This window comes from Novosphingobium endophyticum, from assembly GCF_014640675.1.
Classification (GTDB): domain Bacteria; phylum Pseudomonadota; class Alphaproteobacteria; order Sphingomonadales; family Sphingomonadaceae; genus Novosphingobium; species Novosphingobium endophyticum.
This window is the reverse complement of sequence record NZ_BMHK01000026.1, coordinates 1-18,606: the sequence shown is the minus strand read 5'-3', so window position 1 is coordinate 18,606 and position 18,606 is coordinate 1. Positions and strand designations below refer to the sequence as shown.

At 63.6% G+C, this 18,606-nt stretch carries 16 protein-coding genes; 12 read left to right on the top strand and 4 right to left on the bottom strand.

Going from position 1 to position 18,606, the window contains the following annotated elements; translation table 11 throughout:
• The first annotated feature begins 132 nt into the window (after positions 1 to 132).
• The 5 genes from IEX32_RS15635 (at position 133) to IEX32_RS15615 (ending at position 8,840) form a co-directional block, all read left to right on the top strand.
• Complete coding sequence (locus IEX32_RS15635) at positions 133 to 1,737, top strand: DUF5597 domain-containing protein (protein WP_188772505.1); 1,605 nt, start codon at positions 133 to 135, stop codon at positions 1,735 to 1,737.
• Positions 1,738 to 1,765: 28 nt separating this feature from the next.
• Positions 1,766 to 4,666, top strand: a complete 2,901-nt coding sequence (locus IEX32_RS15630) for a TIM-barrel domain-containing protein (RefSeq protein ID WP_188772480.1) — start codon at positions 1,766 to 1,768, stop codon at positions 4,664 to 4,666.
• Positions 4,667 to 4,805: 139 nt separating this feature from the next.
• The gene (locus IEX32_RS15625) at positions 4,806 to 6,437 is read left to right on the top strand and encodes an alpha-L-fucosidase (RefSeq protein WP_188772479.1); all 1,632 of its coding nucleotides are present in this window, start codon (positions 4,806 to 4,808) and stop codon (positions 6,435 to 6,437) included.
• A 512-nt stretch (positions 6,438 to 6,949) separates the two neighbouring features.
• Positions 6,950 to 7,756, top strand: a complete 807-nt coding sequence (locus IEX32_RS15620) for an SDR family NAD(P)-dependent oxidoreductase (protein WP_188772478.1) — start codon at positions 6,950 to 6,952, stop codon at positions 7,754 to 7,756.
• Positions 7,757 to 7,796: 40 nt separating this feature from the next.
• A complete protein-coding gene (locus tag IEX32_RS15615) occupies positions 7,797 to 8,840 on the top strand; it encodes an NAD(P)H-dependent amine dehydrogenase family protein (protein WP_188772477.1) in 1,044 nt (347 codons plus the stop codon).
• 381 nt (positions 8,841 to 9,221) lie between these two features.
• Here IEX32_RS15615 and IEX32_RS15610 read toward each other — a convergent pair whose 3' ends face one another.
• From IEX32_RS15610 to IEX32_RS15595, 4 genes are all read right to left on the bottom strand, one after another.
• Complete coding sequence (locus tag IEX32_RS15610; RefSeq protein ID WP_188772476.1) at positions 9,222 to 10,730, bottom strand: AMP-binding protein; 1,509 nt, start codon at positions 10,728 to 10,730, stop codon at positions 9,222 to 9,224.
• Between the two features lie 2 nt (positions 10,731 to 10,732).
• Positions 10,733 to 11,500 carry a malonate transporter subunit MadM gene (gene madM, locus IEX32_RS15605; protein WP_229736409.1) on the bottom strand — a complete coding sequence of 256 codons (768 nt, stop codon included), beginning with the start codon at positions 11,498 to 11,500 and terminating at the stop codon, positions 10,733 to 10,735.
• Complete coding sequence (gene madL / locus IEX32_RS15600; RefSeq protein ID WP_188772475.1) at positions 11,497 to 11,856, bottom strand: malonate transporter subunit MadL; 360 nt, start codon at positions 11,854 to 11,856, stop codon at positions 11,497 to 11,499. The genes madM and madL overlap by 4 nt, the downstream gene beginning before the upstream one ends.
• 848 nt (positions 11,857 to 12,704) lie before the next feature.
• On the bottom strand, positions 12,705 to 13,253 hold the full coding sequence (locus IEX32_RS15595) for a hypothetical protein (protein ID WP_229736408.1): 549 nt from the start codon (positions 13,251 to 13,253) through the stop codon (positions 12,705 to 12,707).
• Between the two features lie 48 nt (positions 13,254 to 13,301).
• Here IEX32_RS15595 and IEX32_RS15590 point away from each other — a divergent pair, with 48 nt between their 5' ends.
• The 7 genes from IEX32_RS15590 to IEX32_RS15560 all read left to right on the top strand — a co-directional run bounded on the left by IEX32_RS15590 (position 13,302) and on the right by IEX32_RS15560 (position 18,502).
• On the top strand, positions 13,302 to 14,096 hold the full coding sequence (locus tag IEX32_RS15590) for a TlyA family RNA methyltransferase (RefSeq protein WP_188772474.1): 795 nt from the start codon (positions 13,302 to 13,304) through the stop codon (positions 14,094 to 14,096).
• Between the two features lie 79 nt (positions 14,097 to 14,175).
• Complete coding sequence (locus IEX32_RS15585; RefSeq protein ID WP_188772473.1) at positions 14,176 to 14,730, top strand: TspO/MBR family protein; 555 nt, start codon at positions 14,176 to 14,178, stop codon at positions 14,728 to 14,730.
• Between the two features lie 41 nt (positions 14,731 to 14,771).
• A complete protein-coding gene (locus tag IEX32_RS15580; RefSeq protein ID WP_188772472.1) occupies positions 14,772 to 15,026 on the top strand; it encodes an accessory factor UbiK family protein in 255 nt (84 codons plus the stop codon).
• A 22-nt stretch (positions 15,027 to 15,048) separates the two neighbouring features.
• Positions 15,049 to 15,570, top strand: coding sequence for a hypothetical protein (locus tag IEX32_RS15575; RefSeq protein ID WP_188772471.1), 522 nt, complete (start codon positions 15,049 to 15,051; stop codon positions 15,568 to 15,570).
• A 41-nt stretch (positions 15,571 to 15,611) separates the two neighbouring features.
• Positions 15,612 to 16,217 (top strand): DNA repair protein RecO, encoded by a 606-nt coding sequence (recO, locus tag IEX32_RS15570; RefSeq protein ID WP_188772470.1) that lies wholly within the window; start codon positions 15,612 to 15,614, stop codon positions 16,215 to 16,217.
• A gap of 19 nt (positions 16,218 to 16,236) precedes the next feature.
• Positions 16,237 to 17,280 carry a 3-isopropylmalate dehydrogenase gene (gene leuB / locus IEX32_RS15565; RefSeq protein WP_188772469.1) on the top strand — a complete coding sequence of 348 codons (1,044 nt, stop codon included), beginning with the start codon at positions 16,237 to 16,239 and terminating at the stop codon, positions 17,278 to 17,280.
• 46 nt (positions 17,281 to 17,326) lie between these two features.
• Positions 17,327 to 18,502, top strand: coding sequence for a glycosyltransferase (locus IEX32_RS15560; protein WP_188772468.1), 1,176 nt, complete (start codon positions 17,327 to 17,329; stop codon positions 18,500 to 18,502).
• The last annotated feature ends 104 nt before the right edge of the window (positions 18,503 to 18,606 follow it).

Here is an 18,606-nt window from a genome sequence, read left to right as displayed (position 1 = left end):
CTGCTGCCGTCGCAGCGCTGGCGGCGGCTGCCGACGCTTCAGCGAACGCTCCGGCTGACGGAGCATCGTCCATGGCGATCTTGAGAGGGAGAGATAATGAGAAAGACCGGATTCATCGCATTGCTGGCGCTCATGACCGCCGGTCTGTCCGCATCGGGACCTCTTCACGCATCGGATGCGCAAACGCCGCTGCCGCGTCTGGAAAGCCGCGATGGTCGTCATGCGCTGATCGTGGATGGGGCGCCCTATCTGATGCTCGGCGCACAGGCCAACAACTCGAGCAATTACCCCGCGATGCTCGAGGCCATCTGGCCGATGCTCGAGACGATCCATGCCAATACGCTGGAAATCCCGATCGCGTGGGAACAGGTCGAGCCGGCCGAGGGCAAGTTCGACTTCTCTTACCTTCAGGCCCTGCTCGATGCGGCGCGTGCGCACGACAAGCGCTTGGTGCTGCTCTGGTTCGGCAGCTGGAAGAACACCGGTCCGTCCTACACGCCGGCATGGGTCAAGCTCGACAACAAGCGCTTCCCGCGCATGAAGACGCCCGATGGTTCGGATCACTATGTGCTCTCGCCGCTTTCAAAGAGCACGATGGCGGCGGACAGGCGCGCGTTCGTGAAGGTCATGGAATATCTGCGCGACCACGATCGGCAGAACACCGTGATCATGATGCAGCCTGAGAACGAGACCGGCTCCTACGGCCTGCCGCGCGACTATTCGCCGGAAGGCAACAAGCTGTTCGCGCAGCAAATACCCGCAGTCCTGGCGAAAAAGACCGGGAAGACCGGGACGTGGCAACAGGCTTTCGGCAAACAGGCGCCGCGCGCCTTCAACACCTGGTATGTCGCCAGTTTCGTCAACGCGATTGCCGAGGCAGGCAAGGCGGTGAAGCCACTGCCGATGTACGTCAATGCCGCACTGGCCGGCCCCTCGGACGTGCCCGATCTGGAAGGCGTTGCCAGCGGCGGACCGCAGTGGGACGTGCTCGACATCTGGAAGGCGGCCGCGCCGGCGATCGATTTCGCCGGCCCCGACATCTACGACCGCAAGAGCGATAACGTAATCAAGTACCTCGACAAGTACGCGCGACCGGACAACGCCCTGATGGTGCCCGAAATCGGCAATGCGAAAGAGTATGCGCGTTTCTTCTGGCCGACCATCGGGCGTGGCGGCATCGGATTCGCGCCTTTCGGCATGGACGATACCGGCTATTCCAATTACCCGCTGGGAACGCGCGTCCTCGACAAGGAAACGCTAGCGGCCTTCGCGTTGCCCTATGCGACACTGGAGCCGATCATGCGCGATTGGGCGCGGATAGCCTTCACCCGCCCGACCTGGGGCGAGGCAAAGCCGGACGACGGCGCGCCGCGCTCAACGGTCATGGGAAAGTGGAGGATCACGGCGACCTGGGGGCTGTCGCAGTTCGGCGAAGCGGATTGGACGTGGCTGCCCGCCGAACCACCGTCATGGGCCGATGAACCGGTTGGCGGTGTGGCCGTCGCACAGTTTTCGGACAACGAATATCTCGTCATGGGCGATCACGTGCGCGTGCGTTTCTCGCCGGCCGGAGGTGAGCCCAACGGCGTGATCCTGTCGGTCGAGGAGGGGACTTTCAAGGACGGCAAATGGGTCATGACGCGCGTCTGGAACGGCGACCAGACCGATTACGGCCTCAATCTGACCGACAGGCCGCAGGTGCTCAAGGTTACCACCGGCTTCTATTCATCCAGGTAAGACAGCCTGACGGCAAGGGATTGGAACTATGAAACACATTGGAATCGCGGCCTTGCTGACCGGCAGTGCACTTTGCACGATGCCCGCGCTGGCAGCCGAAGCGCAAGTCGAGAAAGTGCCCGGCGGCGTGGTCCTCACCCCCGAGGGAGGCCCTTCCGACCGCGTCGAGGTGACCCTGCATGGGGAAGGCATCTTCCATGTCGTCGCCCGTCCGCGCGGGCTCGACGTGCCCCCGCCCAACCAGAGCCTGATGGCACCCAATCCGCCCGCGGCCGGGGCTTACACGGTCAGCCAGAGCGCCGGGCACGTCACGGTCAAGGCGGCCAGAACCGCTGCCGACATCGACCTTGCCACCGGGCAGGTGCGCTTCTTCGATGCGCAGGGCAAGGTCCTGCTGGCGGAATCGGCGCCAACGGTGTTCACGCAGACGCAGGCGGACGGCAAGCCCTACGTCACCGTCTCGCAGCAGTTCAACCGCGGTACCGACGAAAGCCTGTACGGGCTCGGCCAGCACCAGAACGCGCAGATGGACTATAACGGTGAGGACGTCGAACTCGCCCAGCACAACATGGACATCGGCGTGCCGTTCGTCGTTTCCACGCGCAACTACGGCCTGCTGTGGGATAACGAAAGCATTACCCGTTTCGGCAATCCGAAGCCGTACACGCTGGTCGGCGACACGGGCGGAATGAAAGTAACCAGCGACGGGAAGGCGGGCTTCACGGCGCGGTATTTCCTCGATGGCAAGGAAGCTGTGAAACGGCAGGAAGCGACCGTCGATTACCAGTACATCGAGGACCAGTCCAAGTGGCCGGAAGCCGCAAAGGCGAGAACCGCCGCGGCTGCCGAGGGGCAGAACACCGCAGGCAACGCGGTGCAGTCCCAACAGGTGACCTGGACTGGCGATCTGCACCCGGACAAGACCGGCGTGCACAAATTCCAGGTCTACAGCTCGAGCTATTTCAAGGTCTACGTCGACGGCGAACTGGTACTCGACCGCTGGCGGCAGAACTGGAACCCGTGGTACGCGAATTTCGATCTGCCGATGACGGCGGGAAAGCCGGTGAACATCCGCATCGAGTGGGACCCGAACGCCGGCTACATGGCGTTGCTGCACAACGACCCGCTGCCCGTGGAAGACCGGCATTCCGTCTGGTTCACCAGCGACGTCGCGCGCGACAAGGACTACTGGTTCGTGCCGGGCAACGATATGGACGATGTGATCGCCGGCTATCGCCAGCTTACCGGCAAGTCCGAGATGATGCCCAAGTGGGTCTACGGTTTCTGGCAATCGCGCCAGCGCTATGACACGCAGAAGGAACTGCTCGATGTGCTCGGCGAATACCGCAGGCTGCGTTATCCGATCGACAACATCGTGCTCGACTGGCGCTACTGGAAGGACGACACGTGGGGCAGTCACGAGTTCGATGCATCGCGTTTTCCCGATCCCAAGGCCATGGTCGACAAGGTACACGAGGAAAACGCGCAGATCATGATCTCGGTCTGGCCGAAGTTTTATCCGACCACCGACAACTTCAAGGAACTCGATGCCGCGGGCGCCGTCTATCACGGCAACCTCGAACAGGGGAACACGGACTGGGTGGGGCCGGGCTATCACAGCACGTTCTATGATCCCTACTCGGCCGAAGGACGCGCCATCTTCTGGCGGCAGATCAAGGATCGGCTCGGCATTCTCGGTTTCGACGCCTGGTGGGCCGACGCCAGCGAACCGGACATGCACTCCAACCTCTCGATCGAAAAGCGCATCGACACCATGGGGCCGACAGCGATCGGTCCGGCCGCGGAATTCTTCAATTCCTACCCGCTGATGAATGCGCGCGCGTTCTACGAAGGCGCGCGCGCATTCAAGCCCGAGGTCCGTCCGTTCCTGCTGACCCGATCGGGCTTCGGCGGTGTGCAGCGCTACAGTTCGGCGGTCTGGTCAGGCGACGTGGCGACGCGCTGGTATGATCTTCACGCGCAGATTTCGGCCGGCGTAAACACGGCGATGTCGGGCCTGCCGAACTGGACCCATGACATCGGCGGCTTTTCGGTCGAACCGCGCTACACCGTGGAGAACCCCAAGCCCGAGGATCTGGCTGAGTGGCGCGAACTCAACTTGCGCTGGTTCCAGTTCGGCGCGTTCACCCCGCTGTTCCGCAGTCACGGCGAACAGCCCTGGCGCGAGATCTTCGAGATTTCGCCGGAAGGTTCGCCGATGCGTGCCTCGATGGTGTGGTACGACGAGCTTCGCTACCGCCTGATGCCCTACATCTACACGCTTGGCGCCGACACCTTCATGAAGGACGGTTCGATCATGCGCGGTCTCGTGATGGATTTTCCCGAGGACCGAGAGGCGCGCACGATCAACGACGAGTATCTGTTCGGCAAGGCCTTCCTGGTGGCGCCCGTGACGACCTACAAGGCGCGCGAGCGCGAGGTCTATTTCCCCGGCGCGGGGGAAAAGGGGGGCGTGACCTGGTACGACTTCGAAAGCGGCAGGACGTACGCGGGCGGTACGAGCGCGACGGTGCCTGCGCCCGCCGAACGCATGCCGCTGTTCGTGCGTGCCGGCTCGATCGTGCCGATGGGGCCGGTCACGCAATATACCGACGAGAAGCCCGACGCCCCGGTTACGCTGGCGGTCTATACCGGTGCCGACGGTTCGTTCTCGCTCTACAACGACGATGGCCGTTCGGAGCAGTACAAAGCCGGTGCATGGAGCCGCATGCCAGTGAGCTATGATGATGCCAGCGGTACCGTGACGCTCGGCGCGCGCGAGGGCAAGGGCTACGATGGCATGCCCAAGAGCCGCAAGGTGCGCGTCAAGTGGATATCTCCCGGCGAGAGCGTGGCCGGGCAGACCACTGCCGATGTCGAAGTGACGTGGAATGGCAAGACGTTGCAGGTGAAGCGCCCGCGGCGCTGAGTGGACCGGCCTGTCCCGCCCCCGTGTCTCTTCCCGTCGGGCGGGGGGCCGGTCTTCGGCTAAACCGGGAACCGGACCGGTCCTGTCGGGTCGGGATCATTTCGGACGTTCCTGAACTGAAAGGCGGCAGACCGACATCATGAGAGACATCACGCCCGATCGCCGGACTTTCCTGGCTGCGGCCCTCGCGGCCGGGACTTCCGCGCGCGCGCTGGCAGCCGCTCCGCCCGCCATGGCCAGCGGGCCGGTGGAACCGAGCTGGAATTCGCTCGTCGCCAACTACCGCTATCCCGAATGGTTTCGCGATGCCAAGTTCGGCATCTGGTCGCACTGGGGGCCGCAATCGGTGCCCGAGCAAGGCGACTGGTACGGACGCTTCCTCTACATGCAGGGGCATCCGATGTACGAACATCACCTCAAGACCTACGGTCATCCGGCCGATACGGGCATGATGGAGGTTCAGAACCAGTGGAAGGCCGACCGGTGGGACCCGGAGGGCCTGATGCAGCGGTTTGTGAAGGCGGGCGCAAAGTATTTCGTGAGCCTTGCGTGCCATCACGACAACCTCGACTGTTTCGACAGCACGCACCACGCATGGAATTCGTTGCGTGTCGGTCCAGGGCGCGACGTGGTCGGAACCTGGGAGAAAGTCGCGCGCGCGGCCGGGCTGAAGTTTGGCGTCTCCAACCACACGTCCCACGCCTGGCACTGGTATCAGCCCGCCTATGCCTACGACCCGGAAGGCCCGCGCAAGGGCGAGCGTTACGATGCCTACAGGCTCACCAGGGCGGACGGCGTCGGCAAATGGTGGGAAGGCCTCGACCCGCAGCAGTTGTACACCGGCCGCCATATGGTCGCGCCCGACGGCATTGATACGATCGAAGCCATGAACGAATGGCACGACAAGCACGACGGCCAATGGATCGAGACCGCGCCTCCGGGTGACGACACGTTCGCCCGCCAGTGGCTGCTGCGGCAGATGGACCTCGTTTCCAGGTACAGGCCGGACTTCTGCTATTTCGACAACTACGAGCTGCCCTTCGGCCGGTACGGCCTTGCGGCGCTGGCCGATTACTACAACCGCTCGATCGAATGGCATGGCAAGATCGACGTTGTCCTGACGGCGAAACAGTTGAAGCCCTATGCGCGCTTCGGCCTCGTGCAGGATGTCGAGCGCGGCTTCTCCGATCACTTGTGGGACGAGCCCTGGCAGACGGACACCTGCATCGGCGACTGGTTCTACAATCGCGCGCGTTACACCAACAGGAGCTATGTCGGCGCAGAGGCCGTGATCCAGCGGCTGGCCGATGTCGTTTCCAAGAACGGCAACCTCCTGCTTTCCATCCCTCAGCGGGGCGACGGAACGATCGATTCCGAGGAGGAGAAGATCCTCGACGATCTCGCCCGCTGGATGACTGTCGGCGGAGAGGCGATCTTCGCTTCGCGTCCCTGGCGCGTCTACGGCGAAGGGCCGACGGAACTGCAGGTCGGCATGCAGAACGAGGGGCGCTTCAAGGGCTTCGTCGAGGGCGACGTGCGCTTCACCACCAAAGACGGCGCGCTCTACATGCTGATGCTGGTGCCGCCCACCAGGCCTCTGTCGGTGCGCGCGCTCGGTCGCCGCATGACGCGCGGCGAAATCGCGCGAGTGAGCCTGCTGGGCGGCGGCCCGGTTCGCTACCGGCAAACAGCCGAACACACGGTATTCGACCTGCCGCGATCCGAAGGGGTCGTGCCGGTCCTGAAGATCGCGGGGCGCGGACTCGTCTGAACCGGTCAGAGGTATGGAACTGGCTTGAATACCCTGATCGCGGGCAAATGCCGCGAAAGCGGCCCGTTCCAGCGAGATCGTAGACGACCGGAATGTTGCCGGGTCCGGAAAGGCGGGTTTTGGGGCACAAGACCGATAAGCTGACGTTCTATGCCTGACGAAAAACACCTGTTTTCCGCACAGCCGAGCGGCAACAGCCGCTTTTCGGTTTTTATGCCTAAACCGGACTTTCCGCACGCGCCAACAAGAACGTTCCTTCTTCGGCGGCGATATTCGAATGGAGCGGCGGCCGTGGCGAACCTCCTGCCCGTGAGCGTCGGACAGGCCTTTCCCGCCCCAGCCTTATCTCGCGCAGATGCTGGATCAGCATCTTCTCGCTGATCTCCGTCGGGCCGGCTAGCTGGTTCCCTGCATTCCCATTTGGGGACTTACTTACTCTGAGCGAGATGCAAGTGATGCTCGCGCGGCGGAGATCACTTTTCCCGCCGAAAAATTTAGCACGGGAGAGCAGATTGGATCTTCAACTCGCAGGACGCCGTGCGCTCGTCACCGGCAGCAGCAGCGGTATCGGGCAAGGCATCGCCACTGTGTTGGCCGAGGAAGGCTGCAGGGTAGTGGTCCATGGCCGCAACCGCGAGCGTGCCGAGAAAGTCGCGCGCGAGATCGGGGCCGTCGGCGTCGCGCTCGGCAGCCTATCGACCGACGAGGGCGCAGCGAGTGTCCATGAGCAAGCTGTAGCCGCGCTCGGCGGGCCGATCGAGATTCTGGTGAACAATGCTGGCGGCAGCGAAACCGACAGCACCACGCGCCCACCGCTGGACATCTCGATCGAGGAATGGCTCGGCAACTATAACGGCAACACCCTGTCCTCAGTGCGGATGGTGCTGCATGCGGTGCCGGCGATGGTGGAGGCCAAGTGGGGCCGTGTTATCCAGATCTCCAGCGCGGTAGCGCTTCAGCCGAACAATCTGGGTTCGGACTATTCGGGCGCAAAAGCGGCGCTGAACAACTTTACGGTCAGCCTCGCCGGTTCGCTCCATGCCTCGGGTGTCACCATCAACACCGTTACGCCGGGCGTGATCATGATGGACAGCCTGCTCGACTGGGGCCGATCACAGTACGGCAATCCCGACATGACGGTCGAGGAGGTCACAAACCGGATGGCCGCCGACAAGATCTTCGATCTGCCGCCCGCCGGTCGCCTCGGCAGCCCCGACGACATCGCTGTGGTTGTAGCCACGCTCGCGAGCCCGCGTTCGGGCTTTGTCACCGGTTCCAACTACCGCGTCGATGGCGGGCAGGTGCGCGCCGTTCTGTAATTTTGCGCGACACGACAAGTAATAAAAGAGAGGAAACCCAATGTCCCAGAAAACCTATCGCGTCATCCAGTGGGCCACTGGCACGGTCGGCACGGTCGCATTGAAGCACTTCATCGCGAACCCGGTGTTCGAGCTTGTCGGTGTTTACGTCACCAATCCGGACAAGGTCGGCAAGGATGCGGGTCAGTTGACCGACCGCCCGGCAACCGGCGTGTTGGCCACGGACAGCGTTGACGCGATCCTCGCGCTGGAGGCTGACTGCGTGCATTTTTCCCCGCTGCTGCCGGACGTCGACACGGTTTGCGCCCTTCTGCGGTCGGGCAAGAACGTCGTTTCGCCGCTCGGTCCGGTCTATTCCAACGATATTTGCAGCGGCGATGTCGAGAAGATCGAGGCAGCGTGCAGGGAAGGGAGCGCGTCATTCCACGGCAGCGGCATTCATCCCGGCTTCGTGGGTGACATTCTTCCATTGACGCTGACCCGTCTATCTGACCGGATCGATTGCATCGAGGTGTCCGAAATCGCCGACAAGCAGAAGACGCCCTCCGTCTACATTGACTTCATGGGCTTCGGCCAGACGCCGGACGAACTGCTCGCCAAGCCTAACTGCATGACCGGCGCAATGCACGCCTTCGCCCAGTCCATCGCGCTGCTGGTCGAGGGTCTTGGCAAGACGATCGAAAACCTCACCGAGACGCACGAGATCGCAACCGCAAACAGCGACATTCCTTATCCCGGTGGTACGATCCGCAGGGGCACCGTGGCCGGTCAGCATTGGGAATGGACGGCTTGGGCCGACGGAAAACCGCTGGTTGTCTATCACCTCTACTATCGCGTCGGTGACGACATGGAGCCAGCCTGGCACCTTGGGGACAGCCGCCATCATATCGTTGTCCACGGTAGCCCGTCGTTTGAAGTGACGCTTCAGGCAACCAAGGACGCGGATGGTCATCGTCCGTTTCTGGGGATTACCTGGACCGCACTACTCGGGTGCACGACGATACCGCAGGTCTGCGATGCAGGCCCAGGCTTCGTCACACACATCGATCTCGGTGTCGTTCAACCGCGCGGGCTGATCCGGTAGCGAAGGGCTGAACCGATTCCGTAAAGGGGGCGTCACATAAAACGGGCACAGAACTACGCTAGGATCGCCTTGTACCGGAAAACACAGTTTGTCGTGGCGCGCAAATTCCTGTCACCATTTGGTCCGATCGCACTGAAGTCGGCATACCAAAATCCTCATCGGATTAATGGATGGTACGAAAACCTCGAACTTGGGGTTTTCCGACACAGGCAAATGGCATGGACCCGACACTCGGCGATATGAATGGAGGGCAAGTTTCAGGCACCTCATCCGAGTCCTTGGACGACCGAAAAGTTGCGCAAAGCTGCCGATAGCACTGCTTCGCGGCAGCGGGAGCCGTGAGCGAAGAGCGGACGTCCGGCCACGCGTGTGTGTTACGGCCTAGACGAAAAGCTTTGCCAGCTCTTCGCGCAGAGCCTTCTTCTGCACCTTGCCCATGGTGTTGCGCGGCAAGGCGTCGACCAGTTCGACGTGTTTGGGCACTTTGAAATTGGCCAGTTGCGCCTTGGCATAGTCGATTATGGCTGCCGGATCGGGCGCTTGCCCCGACTGCGCCACGACGACCGCCACCACAGCCTCTCCAAAATCGGGGTGCAGCACGCCGATAATGGCGCTTTCCTTCACCCCCTCGAATCCATTGATCACGTCTTCCACTTCCTTGGGATAGACGTTGAGCCCGCCGGTGATCACCATGTCCTTCGACCGGCCGACAATGCTGACATAGCCGTCAGGCCCCAGCATCGCCTGATCTCCAGTGTCGAACCAGCTGCCTTCGCGGAAGTCCTCGCGGGTCTTTTCGGGCATCCGCCAATAGCCCCTGAACACGTTCTCGCCACGCACCTGCAGATTGCCCACTTTGCCCGCCGGCACCGGTTCACCGGCGTCGTCCACCACGCGCACTTCGACGCCGGGCAGGGGCGGGCCAACGGTTCCCGGCTTGCGCTCGCCCTCGAGCGGGTTGGAGGTGTTCATGCCCGTTTCTGTCATGCCGTAGCGCTCCAGGATCCGGTGCCCGGTGCGCTGCTCGAATTCGTTGAAGGTTTCCACCAGCAGCGGCGCCGATCCGGACGTGAAAAGGCGGATATTGCTGCAATGTTCGCGTCCGAACTGCGGATCGGCCAGCAGCCGCGTGTAATAGGTCGGAACGCCCATCATGGTTGTGCATTCCGGCAGATGCGCCTTGGCTGCCTCAGGCGAAAATCCTGCTGCCCAGCGCATGGAGCCGCCCGTCAGCAGGATGCAGCCCAGCGCCACGAACAGGCCGTGGACATGGAATATCGGCAGGCAGTGGAACAGCCGATCCTGCGCGCTGAAGCCCCATGCTTCGACAAGCGTCCGGGCATTGGACAGCAGATTGTCGTGGGTCAGCATGATGCCCTTGGGCACACCGGTGGTTCCCGAGGAATAGAGCAGGCAGGCCAGGTCGTCGCCCGCACGCTCCACGGTTGCAAAACTGTCCGGCATGGCATCGGCGGCGTCCGCCAGCGTGCCCATTCCGGCCTCGTCCATGGTGAAGATATGGGCGATGCTGCAATCGTCGGACAAGGCCTGCACCATGGGCAGCTTATCCGGGTCGCAGACAATCGCGAAGGGCTCCGCATTACGCAGGAAATAGTCCACTTCGCCCTGCTGGTAGGCCGGGTTGAGCGGGTGATAGACAAGGCCAGCCTGAAGGCACGCGAGATAGAGGCACAGGCACTCGACCGATTTGTGGACCTGCACGGTGATCCGGTCCCCCGGCTGCGCGCCAAGCCCGTGCAGGGCATTGGCGATCTGCGCGACGCGGGCCAGAATCTCGCCCCGGCTGTAACCTACGCCATCGGTCGTGGTCAGGAGTTCCGCATCCGGCGACGGACGCAGGGTGTCTTCGATTGCCGCAAAAAGATTCATCGTCAGCCCAGCAGTGCCTTTACGCAAATGTAGAGAATGGATGGCGCCAGCAAGCAGCCGACCCCAGTATAGAATGTAGCTGTCATGGCGCCATAGGGAACCAGCTTCTCATCGGTCGCCGCCAGTCCGGCAGCGACGCCGCTGGTGGTGCCCATCAGCCCGCCATAGATCATCGCCGAGGCCGGATTATCGAGGCCGATAAGGCGCGCCACAAGCGGTGTGCCAACCATCACCATGACCGACTTCACCAGCCCTGCCGCAACGCTGAGCGCAATGACGTCGCTGCTCGCGCCCAGCGCCGAGCCGGTGACCGGACCCACGATGTAGGTTGCGGCGCCAGCGCCGATCGTGGATACCGAAACAGCGTCGCCATAGCCAAAGGCCACGGCCACCACTGCGCCCACGATGAAGGACAGGACCACGCCGATAATGACCGACAATCCGCCGACCAGCCCGGCCCGCCTGAGGGCGGAGAGATCGGCGCCAAAGGCTGTCGAAACAATCGCAAAATCGCGCAGCATCGCGCCGCCCATGATGCCAACGCCCGCCAGTATCGGCACATCGGCAATGCCATCGGACCCGCCGGTGTATTTGCCGCCCAAATAGGCCAGCACCAGCCCCAGCGTAATGGCCACGGCCGAGCCATGCAGCCGGCCCCTGGTCAGCAGGTGCGACAGCCGGTAGGACAAGAATACGAGGAGGCCGACAAAGACAAAGGCTGTGAGAAGGCCGTTCTTGACCAGGATTTCGCTGACGATTTCCATGTTCATGCGCGCATCTGCAATCTGGTGAGCAGCGGGATCAGGGCAAAGCTGGCAAGCACCGCGCAGCCGCCTGCCGCCAGCGCCATCCATCCGCCGGATATGGCCGCATAGACATCCTGCTTGGCCGCCATGGCGACCACGATCGGGATGTACATGGCGGAAAAGAACGTGATCCCGCTGGCGGTAATGGGTTTGAGCGAGAAGCTTCCCTGGCTCTGGCTGGTGATTGCCAGCAACAGGAGCATGGCAATACCCACGCCCCCGACATTGGCATTTATGCCCATCAAGACGCCCAGCAACTTGCCCAGAATCGCACCGATCAGAGTGCAACCGGCAAGGATGGCCACGCCATAAATCGTCATAATCTCTCCCGCTTCCCCCCTCCCGTCTTTTGGGTGTTTTTATCTGGGAGCCCCGTAGGGCTGTTCAGCTAAAGCGATTTGCGCAAGCGTTCCAGTAGTAAAGCGTCGTCCAAGCGTCTTGCGTACAAACTGCGCTGCCCGCATCAAATGCCCAGCATGTGACAGGCGACGTTTGCCTTCATGCTGCCTGAAAGCTTGCCTGCCGACCCGACGAGACATGAGTTAACAAAACGTCCGCTCCCCCGATTGCCCAGACATCGGCCCTGCTGCAGGCCGCGGAGAAGCTGCCGATCCGCTTTGCGAAGCCGTCCTCGGCGCCCGAACGACAGGAAAGTCGCGCCCCCCGTCACATCCCTCCCGCCCCAATGAGAAGGGCCGCACCGGGTGTCCGGTACGGCCCTTCGCATGGTCAGCGGCCGGAAGTGCCGCCAGCGAAACCTTTATCGCCTGATCAGGACTCAGCGATAATGCCTCGCGACGGAAATTGCCGACCTCTCTGCTGAACCATGAGACATCGGATCACCTCCTTTCGCGCTGTTAAGCCAAAGACCACCGCTTTCGCGGCTGGGATTTCAGGTGCTTCCGGGCGCGTTTGCCGGGACCTTCGATCCTGCTCAATGTGTGTCTGATTCGGCGCCGCTCAACAAGACTTGCAATCCATTTTTTTGCGGTCATTATCAGCACTTCAGGCCAGTTTTCCCCAGCCATTCGGCCAGATGAAAAGGCGGTTCGGGGAACGCTTTGGCGCGGCCGAAATCAGGCGAAAATCAGGGAAAATGAAGCGGGCCGGGGCGGAGGGGCCGGGCCTTCGAGCAACCTTTCGAGTCGCCCGGCGCCGGCGCCGTTCTTCAGCGGCAGTCTTCGATGACGCGGGATATTTCGGTCCAGCTCGGAATGTAGAGCGGCGGCGTTCCGGCGGCCTCGACCGCGAAACGTCCCCGGCTGAGGGCTATGGCGTCGAGCAGCGGATCGCGGGCCGGCACCGAAACCGCCATGCCGCCGGCGACCGGAACCGCCGTCAAGGCGCGCGCGCCGCTTTCGGTCCTGATCGTGATCGTCACCGGCGCGCTGGCGCTTCCAGATCGCATCAGCGAGACCGCGCCCTGTTCCCGCGCGCAGCGCATGATGAACTGGCCTGCGGCGAAGTTCGCGGTCGAAACCAGGCCGGTCACGCCCCATTGCCAGTCGCCCGGCGTGATCGGCGCATCGCGCCAGTCGGCGGCGGGCTTCGCCACGGGAGCCGGTGCGGGGACCGGCGCCGTCGCAGGCGTCGGGGCCTGCCGGGGCGGCGGCTCGGACACTTGCGGCACGCAGGATGCCAGCAACATGGCGCCGGCCGCGAGAGGCAGCGCAAGGATGGGAAGGGGGGCGGGGCGCAGGCGCGGATTTGCCTTCATCCGCTCCCTATGGAATGACGCGCGCTCCATCTCAAGTGCCAAGGCCCGATGACCGCCCCATCTTCGCCACTATCCGCCGGAAAACAAAAGACGGCCAAGGTCCGCGTCGACCAGATGCTCGTCGATCGCGGCCTGGCCGAGAGTCGCAGCCGGGCGCAGGCGCTGGTGCTGGCGGGACTTGTGTTTTCGGGCGAGACGAAGATCGCCAAGCCCGGCCAGACCCTCGCCGGCGACGCGCCGCTGGTAGTTCGGGGCCGCGATCACCCCTGGGTCTCGCGCGGCGGCATCAAGCTCGCCCACGCCATCGAGTACTTCGGCCTCGATCCGGCCGGCGCGGTGGCGATGGACATCGGCAGCTCTACCGGGGGCTTTACCGACGTGCTCCTGAGCAAGGGCGCGGCGCGCGTCTTCGCGGTCGATTCTGGAACCAACCAGCTTGCCTGGAAGCTGCGGCAGGATCCGCGCGTGACGGTGCTGGAGCGGACCTCCGCGCGGGTTCTCACGCCCGAACTGATCGACGCGCCGTGCGATTGGGTGGTGTGCGACGCGAGTTTCATCGGCCTTGCCAAGGTGCTGGAAGTGCCGCTGCGGCTCGCGGCGCCGCGCTGCCGCCTTGTCGCGCTGATCAAGCCGCAGTTCGAAGTGGGGCGCGGCGAAGTCGGCAAGGGCGGCGTGGTGCGCGACCCGGCGCTGCACCAACGGGTCTGCGACGAAGTCCGGCAATGGCTGGACAGCGAAGGGTGGGTGGTAGAGGGTATCGTCGAAAGCCCGATCAGGGGGCCGGAGGGAAACGTGGAATTTCTCGTTTCGGCACGGCGGGATAGCCAGGAGCCGACGCCCTAGTGATTGCACCTTTTGCAAAGCCGTTACACAAATTGCCTAATTCCGTCGGTTTCCAAGGTGATTCGGGGGTTATGCGGGGATGAACCTGCTTGCGTCGTCAGGTCAGTTGCGTGCGAGTTTCATGCGGTGGGCGCTCGTCTGCGTCCCGGCCGTCGTCCTGCTGGGCTTCATTTCCGGCCAGATGGCGCAGAACGGCCCGCAAAGTCCGTGGTTTTCCGCGCTCGTCAAGCCAGCGGGCTATCCGCCGCCGGAAACCTTCGGCATCGTCTGGACCGTGCTCTATGTCCTGATGGGACTGGCGTTCGCCATGGTCGTCGCGGCGAGGGGCGCGCGGGGGCGTGGCTTCGCGGTGCTCGCCTTCATCGTGCAGTTCGGTCTCAACCTTGCCTGGTCGCCGGTGTTTTTCGGCGCGCACCAGATCACCGGCGGGCTTTTCGTGATCGTCGCGCTCGATGTGGCGCTGATCGTGACGGCGGTGCTGTTCTACCGGGTGCGGCCGCTCGCGGCGGTGCTGCTGGTGCCCTATATCGTGTGGGTTCTCTTCGCGACCTATCTCAACTTCGCGCTGCTCGAGGCTAATCCGAACCTGGATGGGGTGGACATGGCGCCGGCGGTCGAGCGCTTCGAGATCTGATCCCTCTTGCGCCCGGTTCCGGACCGTACCATCTTAGCGCGATGCAAAGTGAAAACCCCTTGGTCGCCGACGTCGTAAAGATGATGAACAGCGCTGCCGGCACGCTCGCCGGCATGGGCCGCGAGGCTCGAGAGAGCACGCGCCAGCGGTTCAGGGAACTGGTGGGCGACATGGACTTCGTCAGCCGCGAGGAATTCGACGCCGTGAAGGAAATGGCGGCAACCGCGCGCGAGGAGGCCGAGGCGCTGAAAAAGCGCGTCGACGAACTCGAGACGAAGCTCACCGCCAAGGGCTGAGGCCCTCGGGGCGTTACGACCAATGCCCAGTCTTTACCTGATAATCTCCAACGCCGTGGCGCTGGCGGTGGGCCTTGCGCTCGGCCACGCCGCGAAATCGCGCTGGGACGGGCAGATGCCGCGCTGGCTGCCCCCGGCGGTTCTCGTACCCGGCCTCGTTCCCATCGCCTGGCATTTTCGCCGGATTGCCGACTTCATCGCGCCCGTGCCCGCCCTGACAGGAGGATCGGACGCGGCGCGCGAGCTGGAAACGCTCTCGCTCGCGCTGCCATTCGCGGTCGTGGCGGTCTGGGGTCTGGCGATCCTTCTGGCGCGCCGCGTTCCTGTGTCCGCCGTGGCCTTCCCGACGGTGGCGACCGGACTTTACCTGTTCGGCATGGCGCAGGCGGCTCCGCATGTGCGAGAGGTGATGGACGCGCGTTCGGCCTGGCTCGCGCTGCTGCTCGCTTCGCAGGTTCCGGTGACCCTTGCCATGGCGGGATTTCTCCGAAACGCGCTCGGCCGCGCCGCCCTTTTCATTCCATGGCAACTGCGCCGGCGCTGACCGCGCTTGCCGTCGGGGGCGGCGCGTAGCACAGGAACGCAATGCAGCTTCGCGCGCCCGCCATTGTCTGTGCCACCCGGCCGCACGGGGAGACGGCGGCGATTGCGCTGCTGCTGACCGAGCACAGCGGCATCGTTGCGGCCTACGTCGCCGGGGGAAGGGGGCGGCAACTGCGCCCGGTGCTGATCCCCGGCAATCTGGTTCAGGCGGAAGTGCGCTCTCGTTCGGAAAGCCAGCTGCCTTTCGCGCGGCTGGAACTGCTTGAGAGCCGGGGGCCATGGTTGTCCGAGCCGCTGCCGTCCGCCGCGATCGCATGGGTGACGGCGCTGACGGCGACGGCATTGCCGGAACGTCAGGCTTTTCCGCCGCTCTATGAGGCTCTTTGCGCGCTGCTGGAGGCGATCTGCGTGGCCCCTTCCGCGCGGGGCTGGGCCGTGCCGCTGATGTCCTACGAGGTTCTGTTGCTGCGCGAGTTGGGCTATGGCGTGCCGGTTGCCCGGCCACGGGGTGAGGACTGGAACGAAATTCTCGCCGCTTTCGACAGGCTCGGCCGCGAACTGGCGCGCTATCCGCTTGCCGATCGGCGCAGAGACGTTATGGCGGCGCGCGCCCTGCTGCGTGAGCGGCTGGCACGTATCGAAGGTTGAAGACGGGTCTGGAGACATCATGCGCATCGCGGTTTTTGCAGGGGACGGAATCGGTCCCGAGGTTACCGAGCAGGCGGTGCGCGTGCTCGAGAAGCTCGGCCTGCCGGGCCTCGAACTCGTCGAGGGCGACGTGGGCGGCATGGCCTATCGCAAGCACGGCCACCCGCTGCCGCAGGCGACGCTGGACATCGCGCGCGGCGCCGATGCGATCCTGTTCGGCGCGGTCGGCGACTTTTCCTGCGACAATCTCGAACGCCACCTGCGTCCCGAACAGGCCATCCTGGGCCTGCGCAAGGAACTGGGGCTATTTGCGAACCTGCGCCCGGCACGCGTATTTCCCGGCCTCGAGCATCTGACCACGTTGCGCCGCGAAGTTGCCGAAACCATCGACCTGCTCATCGTGCGCGAGCTTAACGGCGACGTCTATTTCGGCGAGAAGGGCATCCGTACTCTTCCCGATGGCCGCCGTCAGGGCTGGGACATGATGTCCTATGCGGAGGATGAGGTCCGCCGCATTGCCCGCGCCGGCTTCGATGCCGCGATGACGCGCGGGCGCAGGCTCTGCTCGGTCGACAAGGCCAACGTCCTCGAAACCTCGCAGCTCTGGCGCGACGTGGTGATCGAAGTTTCGGCCGAATATCCCGAAGTCGAACTTAGCCACATGTACGTCGACAACGCGGCGATGCAGCTCGTCAAGAACCCTGGCCAGTTCGACGTCATCGTCACCGGCAACCTCTTCGGGGACATCCTTTCCGATCAGGCGAGCATGTGTGTCGGCTCGATCGGCCTGCTTGCTTCGGCCTCGTTGGCGGAAGGTTCCTTCGGCCTCTACGAGCCCATCCACGGTTCGGCGCCGGACATTGCCGGCAAGGGCCTGGCCAATCCGATGGCGACGATTCTTTCGGCGGCCATGCTGCTGCGTCACAGCCTCGGGATGGAAGCCGAGGCGGCCCGCATCGAGGCCGCCGTCGCAAGGGCGCTGGCCGACGGGATCAACGGCGGAGACCTGGGGGGCAGCGCGGGGACGCGGGAAATCGGTGACGCGGTCGTCGAACGCCTCTAATGGTCACAATCGTTTCTTGATGTTTACCTGGTAAGTGCGGGGGCGCATGAACATTACCCGTTCCGATCTTGCACAGGCGCTGGACGTTGCGGCCAAGCCGCTGGAACTGGCGATCGTCCTGCCGACCTACAACGAGCGCGGGAACGTCGCGACCATGGTCGAGCGGCTGGACACCGCGCTCGGCGGCGTGGTGTGGGAGGCGATCTTCGTCGACGACAACAGTCCGGACGGCACCTCGGAAGAGGCGCGCCGTATCGCGCTGAAGGACCCGCGCGTGCGCTGCATCCAGCGTATCGGTCGACGCGGACTCGCCAGTGCCGCGATCGAGGGAATGTGCTCGACCGCCGCGCCGGTCGTCGCGGTCATGGACGCGGACCATCAGCACGATCCGGAGCTGCTGCCGAAGATGCTGAGGGCCGTGCAGTCCGGCGAATACGATGTGGCCTATGCCTCGCGCTTTGCCGAAGGCGCGAGCACCGAGGCGTGGGGGCGCCCCGACCGGGTGAAAGTCTCGGGGCTTGCCAACAGAATCGCCAACAAGGTCACCGGAGTCGAGCTGACCGACCCGATGAGCGGCTTCTTCATGCTCCGCGCGGAGACGCTTCGTGCAGATGCCCATCGCCTTTCCGGCGTGGGATTCAAGATTCTTCTCGACATCCTTGCCACGGTCGACAAGCCGTTACGGGTCAAGGAATTTCCCCTGAACTTCGCCGCCCGCGCGGAAGGCGAGAGCAAGCTGGACCAGACCGTCGTGTTCGAATTCCTTATCGGCCTCTATGACAAATGGCTCGGGCGGATCATCCCGACCCGCTTCGCCCTGTTTGGCACCGTCGGCGCCATGGGCGTCGTCGTCCAGCTCGCGGCGCTGTGGATCATGCTGCATGTCGTTTTCGGCGAGCGCTTCGTCTACGGCAACTGGTCCGAAAGCGCGACTTTCAACGTCGCCAACACGTTCGCGGCGGTGGTCGCGATGACCTTCAACTTCGTCCTCAACAACGAACTGACTTATTCCGACAAGCGGTTGCGCGGCCTGGTGCCGCTGGTGCGCGGCTGGGCGCAGTTCGCGGTGACCTGTTCGCTGGGGCTGCTCACGAACGTCGGTTCCGCGGCCATGCTCAAGACCATGGGCTTTCATGATGTCGTTGCCGTTGTCTGCGGCATCATCCTCGGCTCGGTCTGGAATTTCGCGCTTTCGTCCAAGTTCGTCTGGGGCAAGTACTGATACCAGAGCGCGGAGAGGCTGACTCACGTCGGGGATTCCCAAACTGCTGAGATTATGATTCGTTGGCACAGGCACACGGAGGCTTGTGATGGCGGCAGCGATTG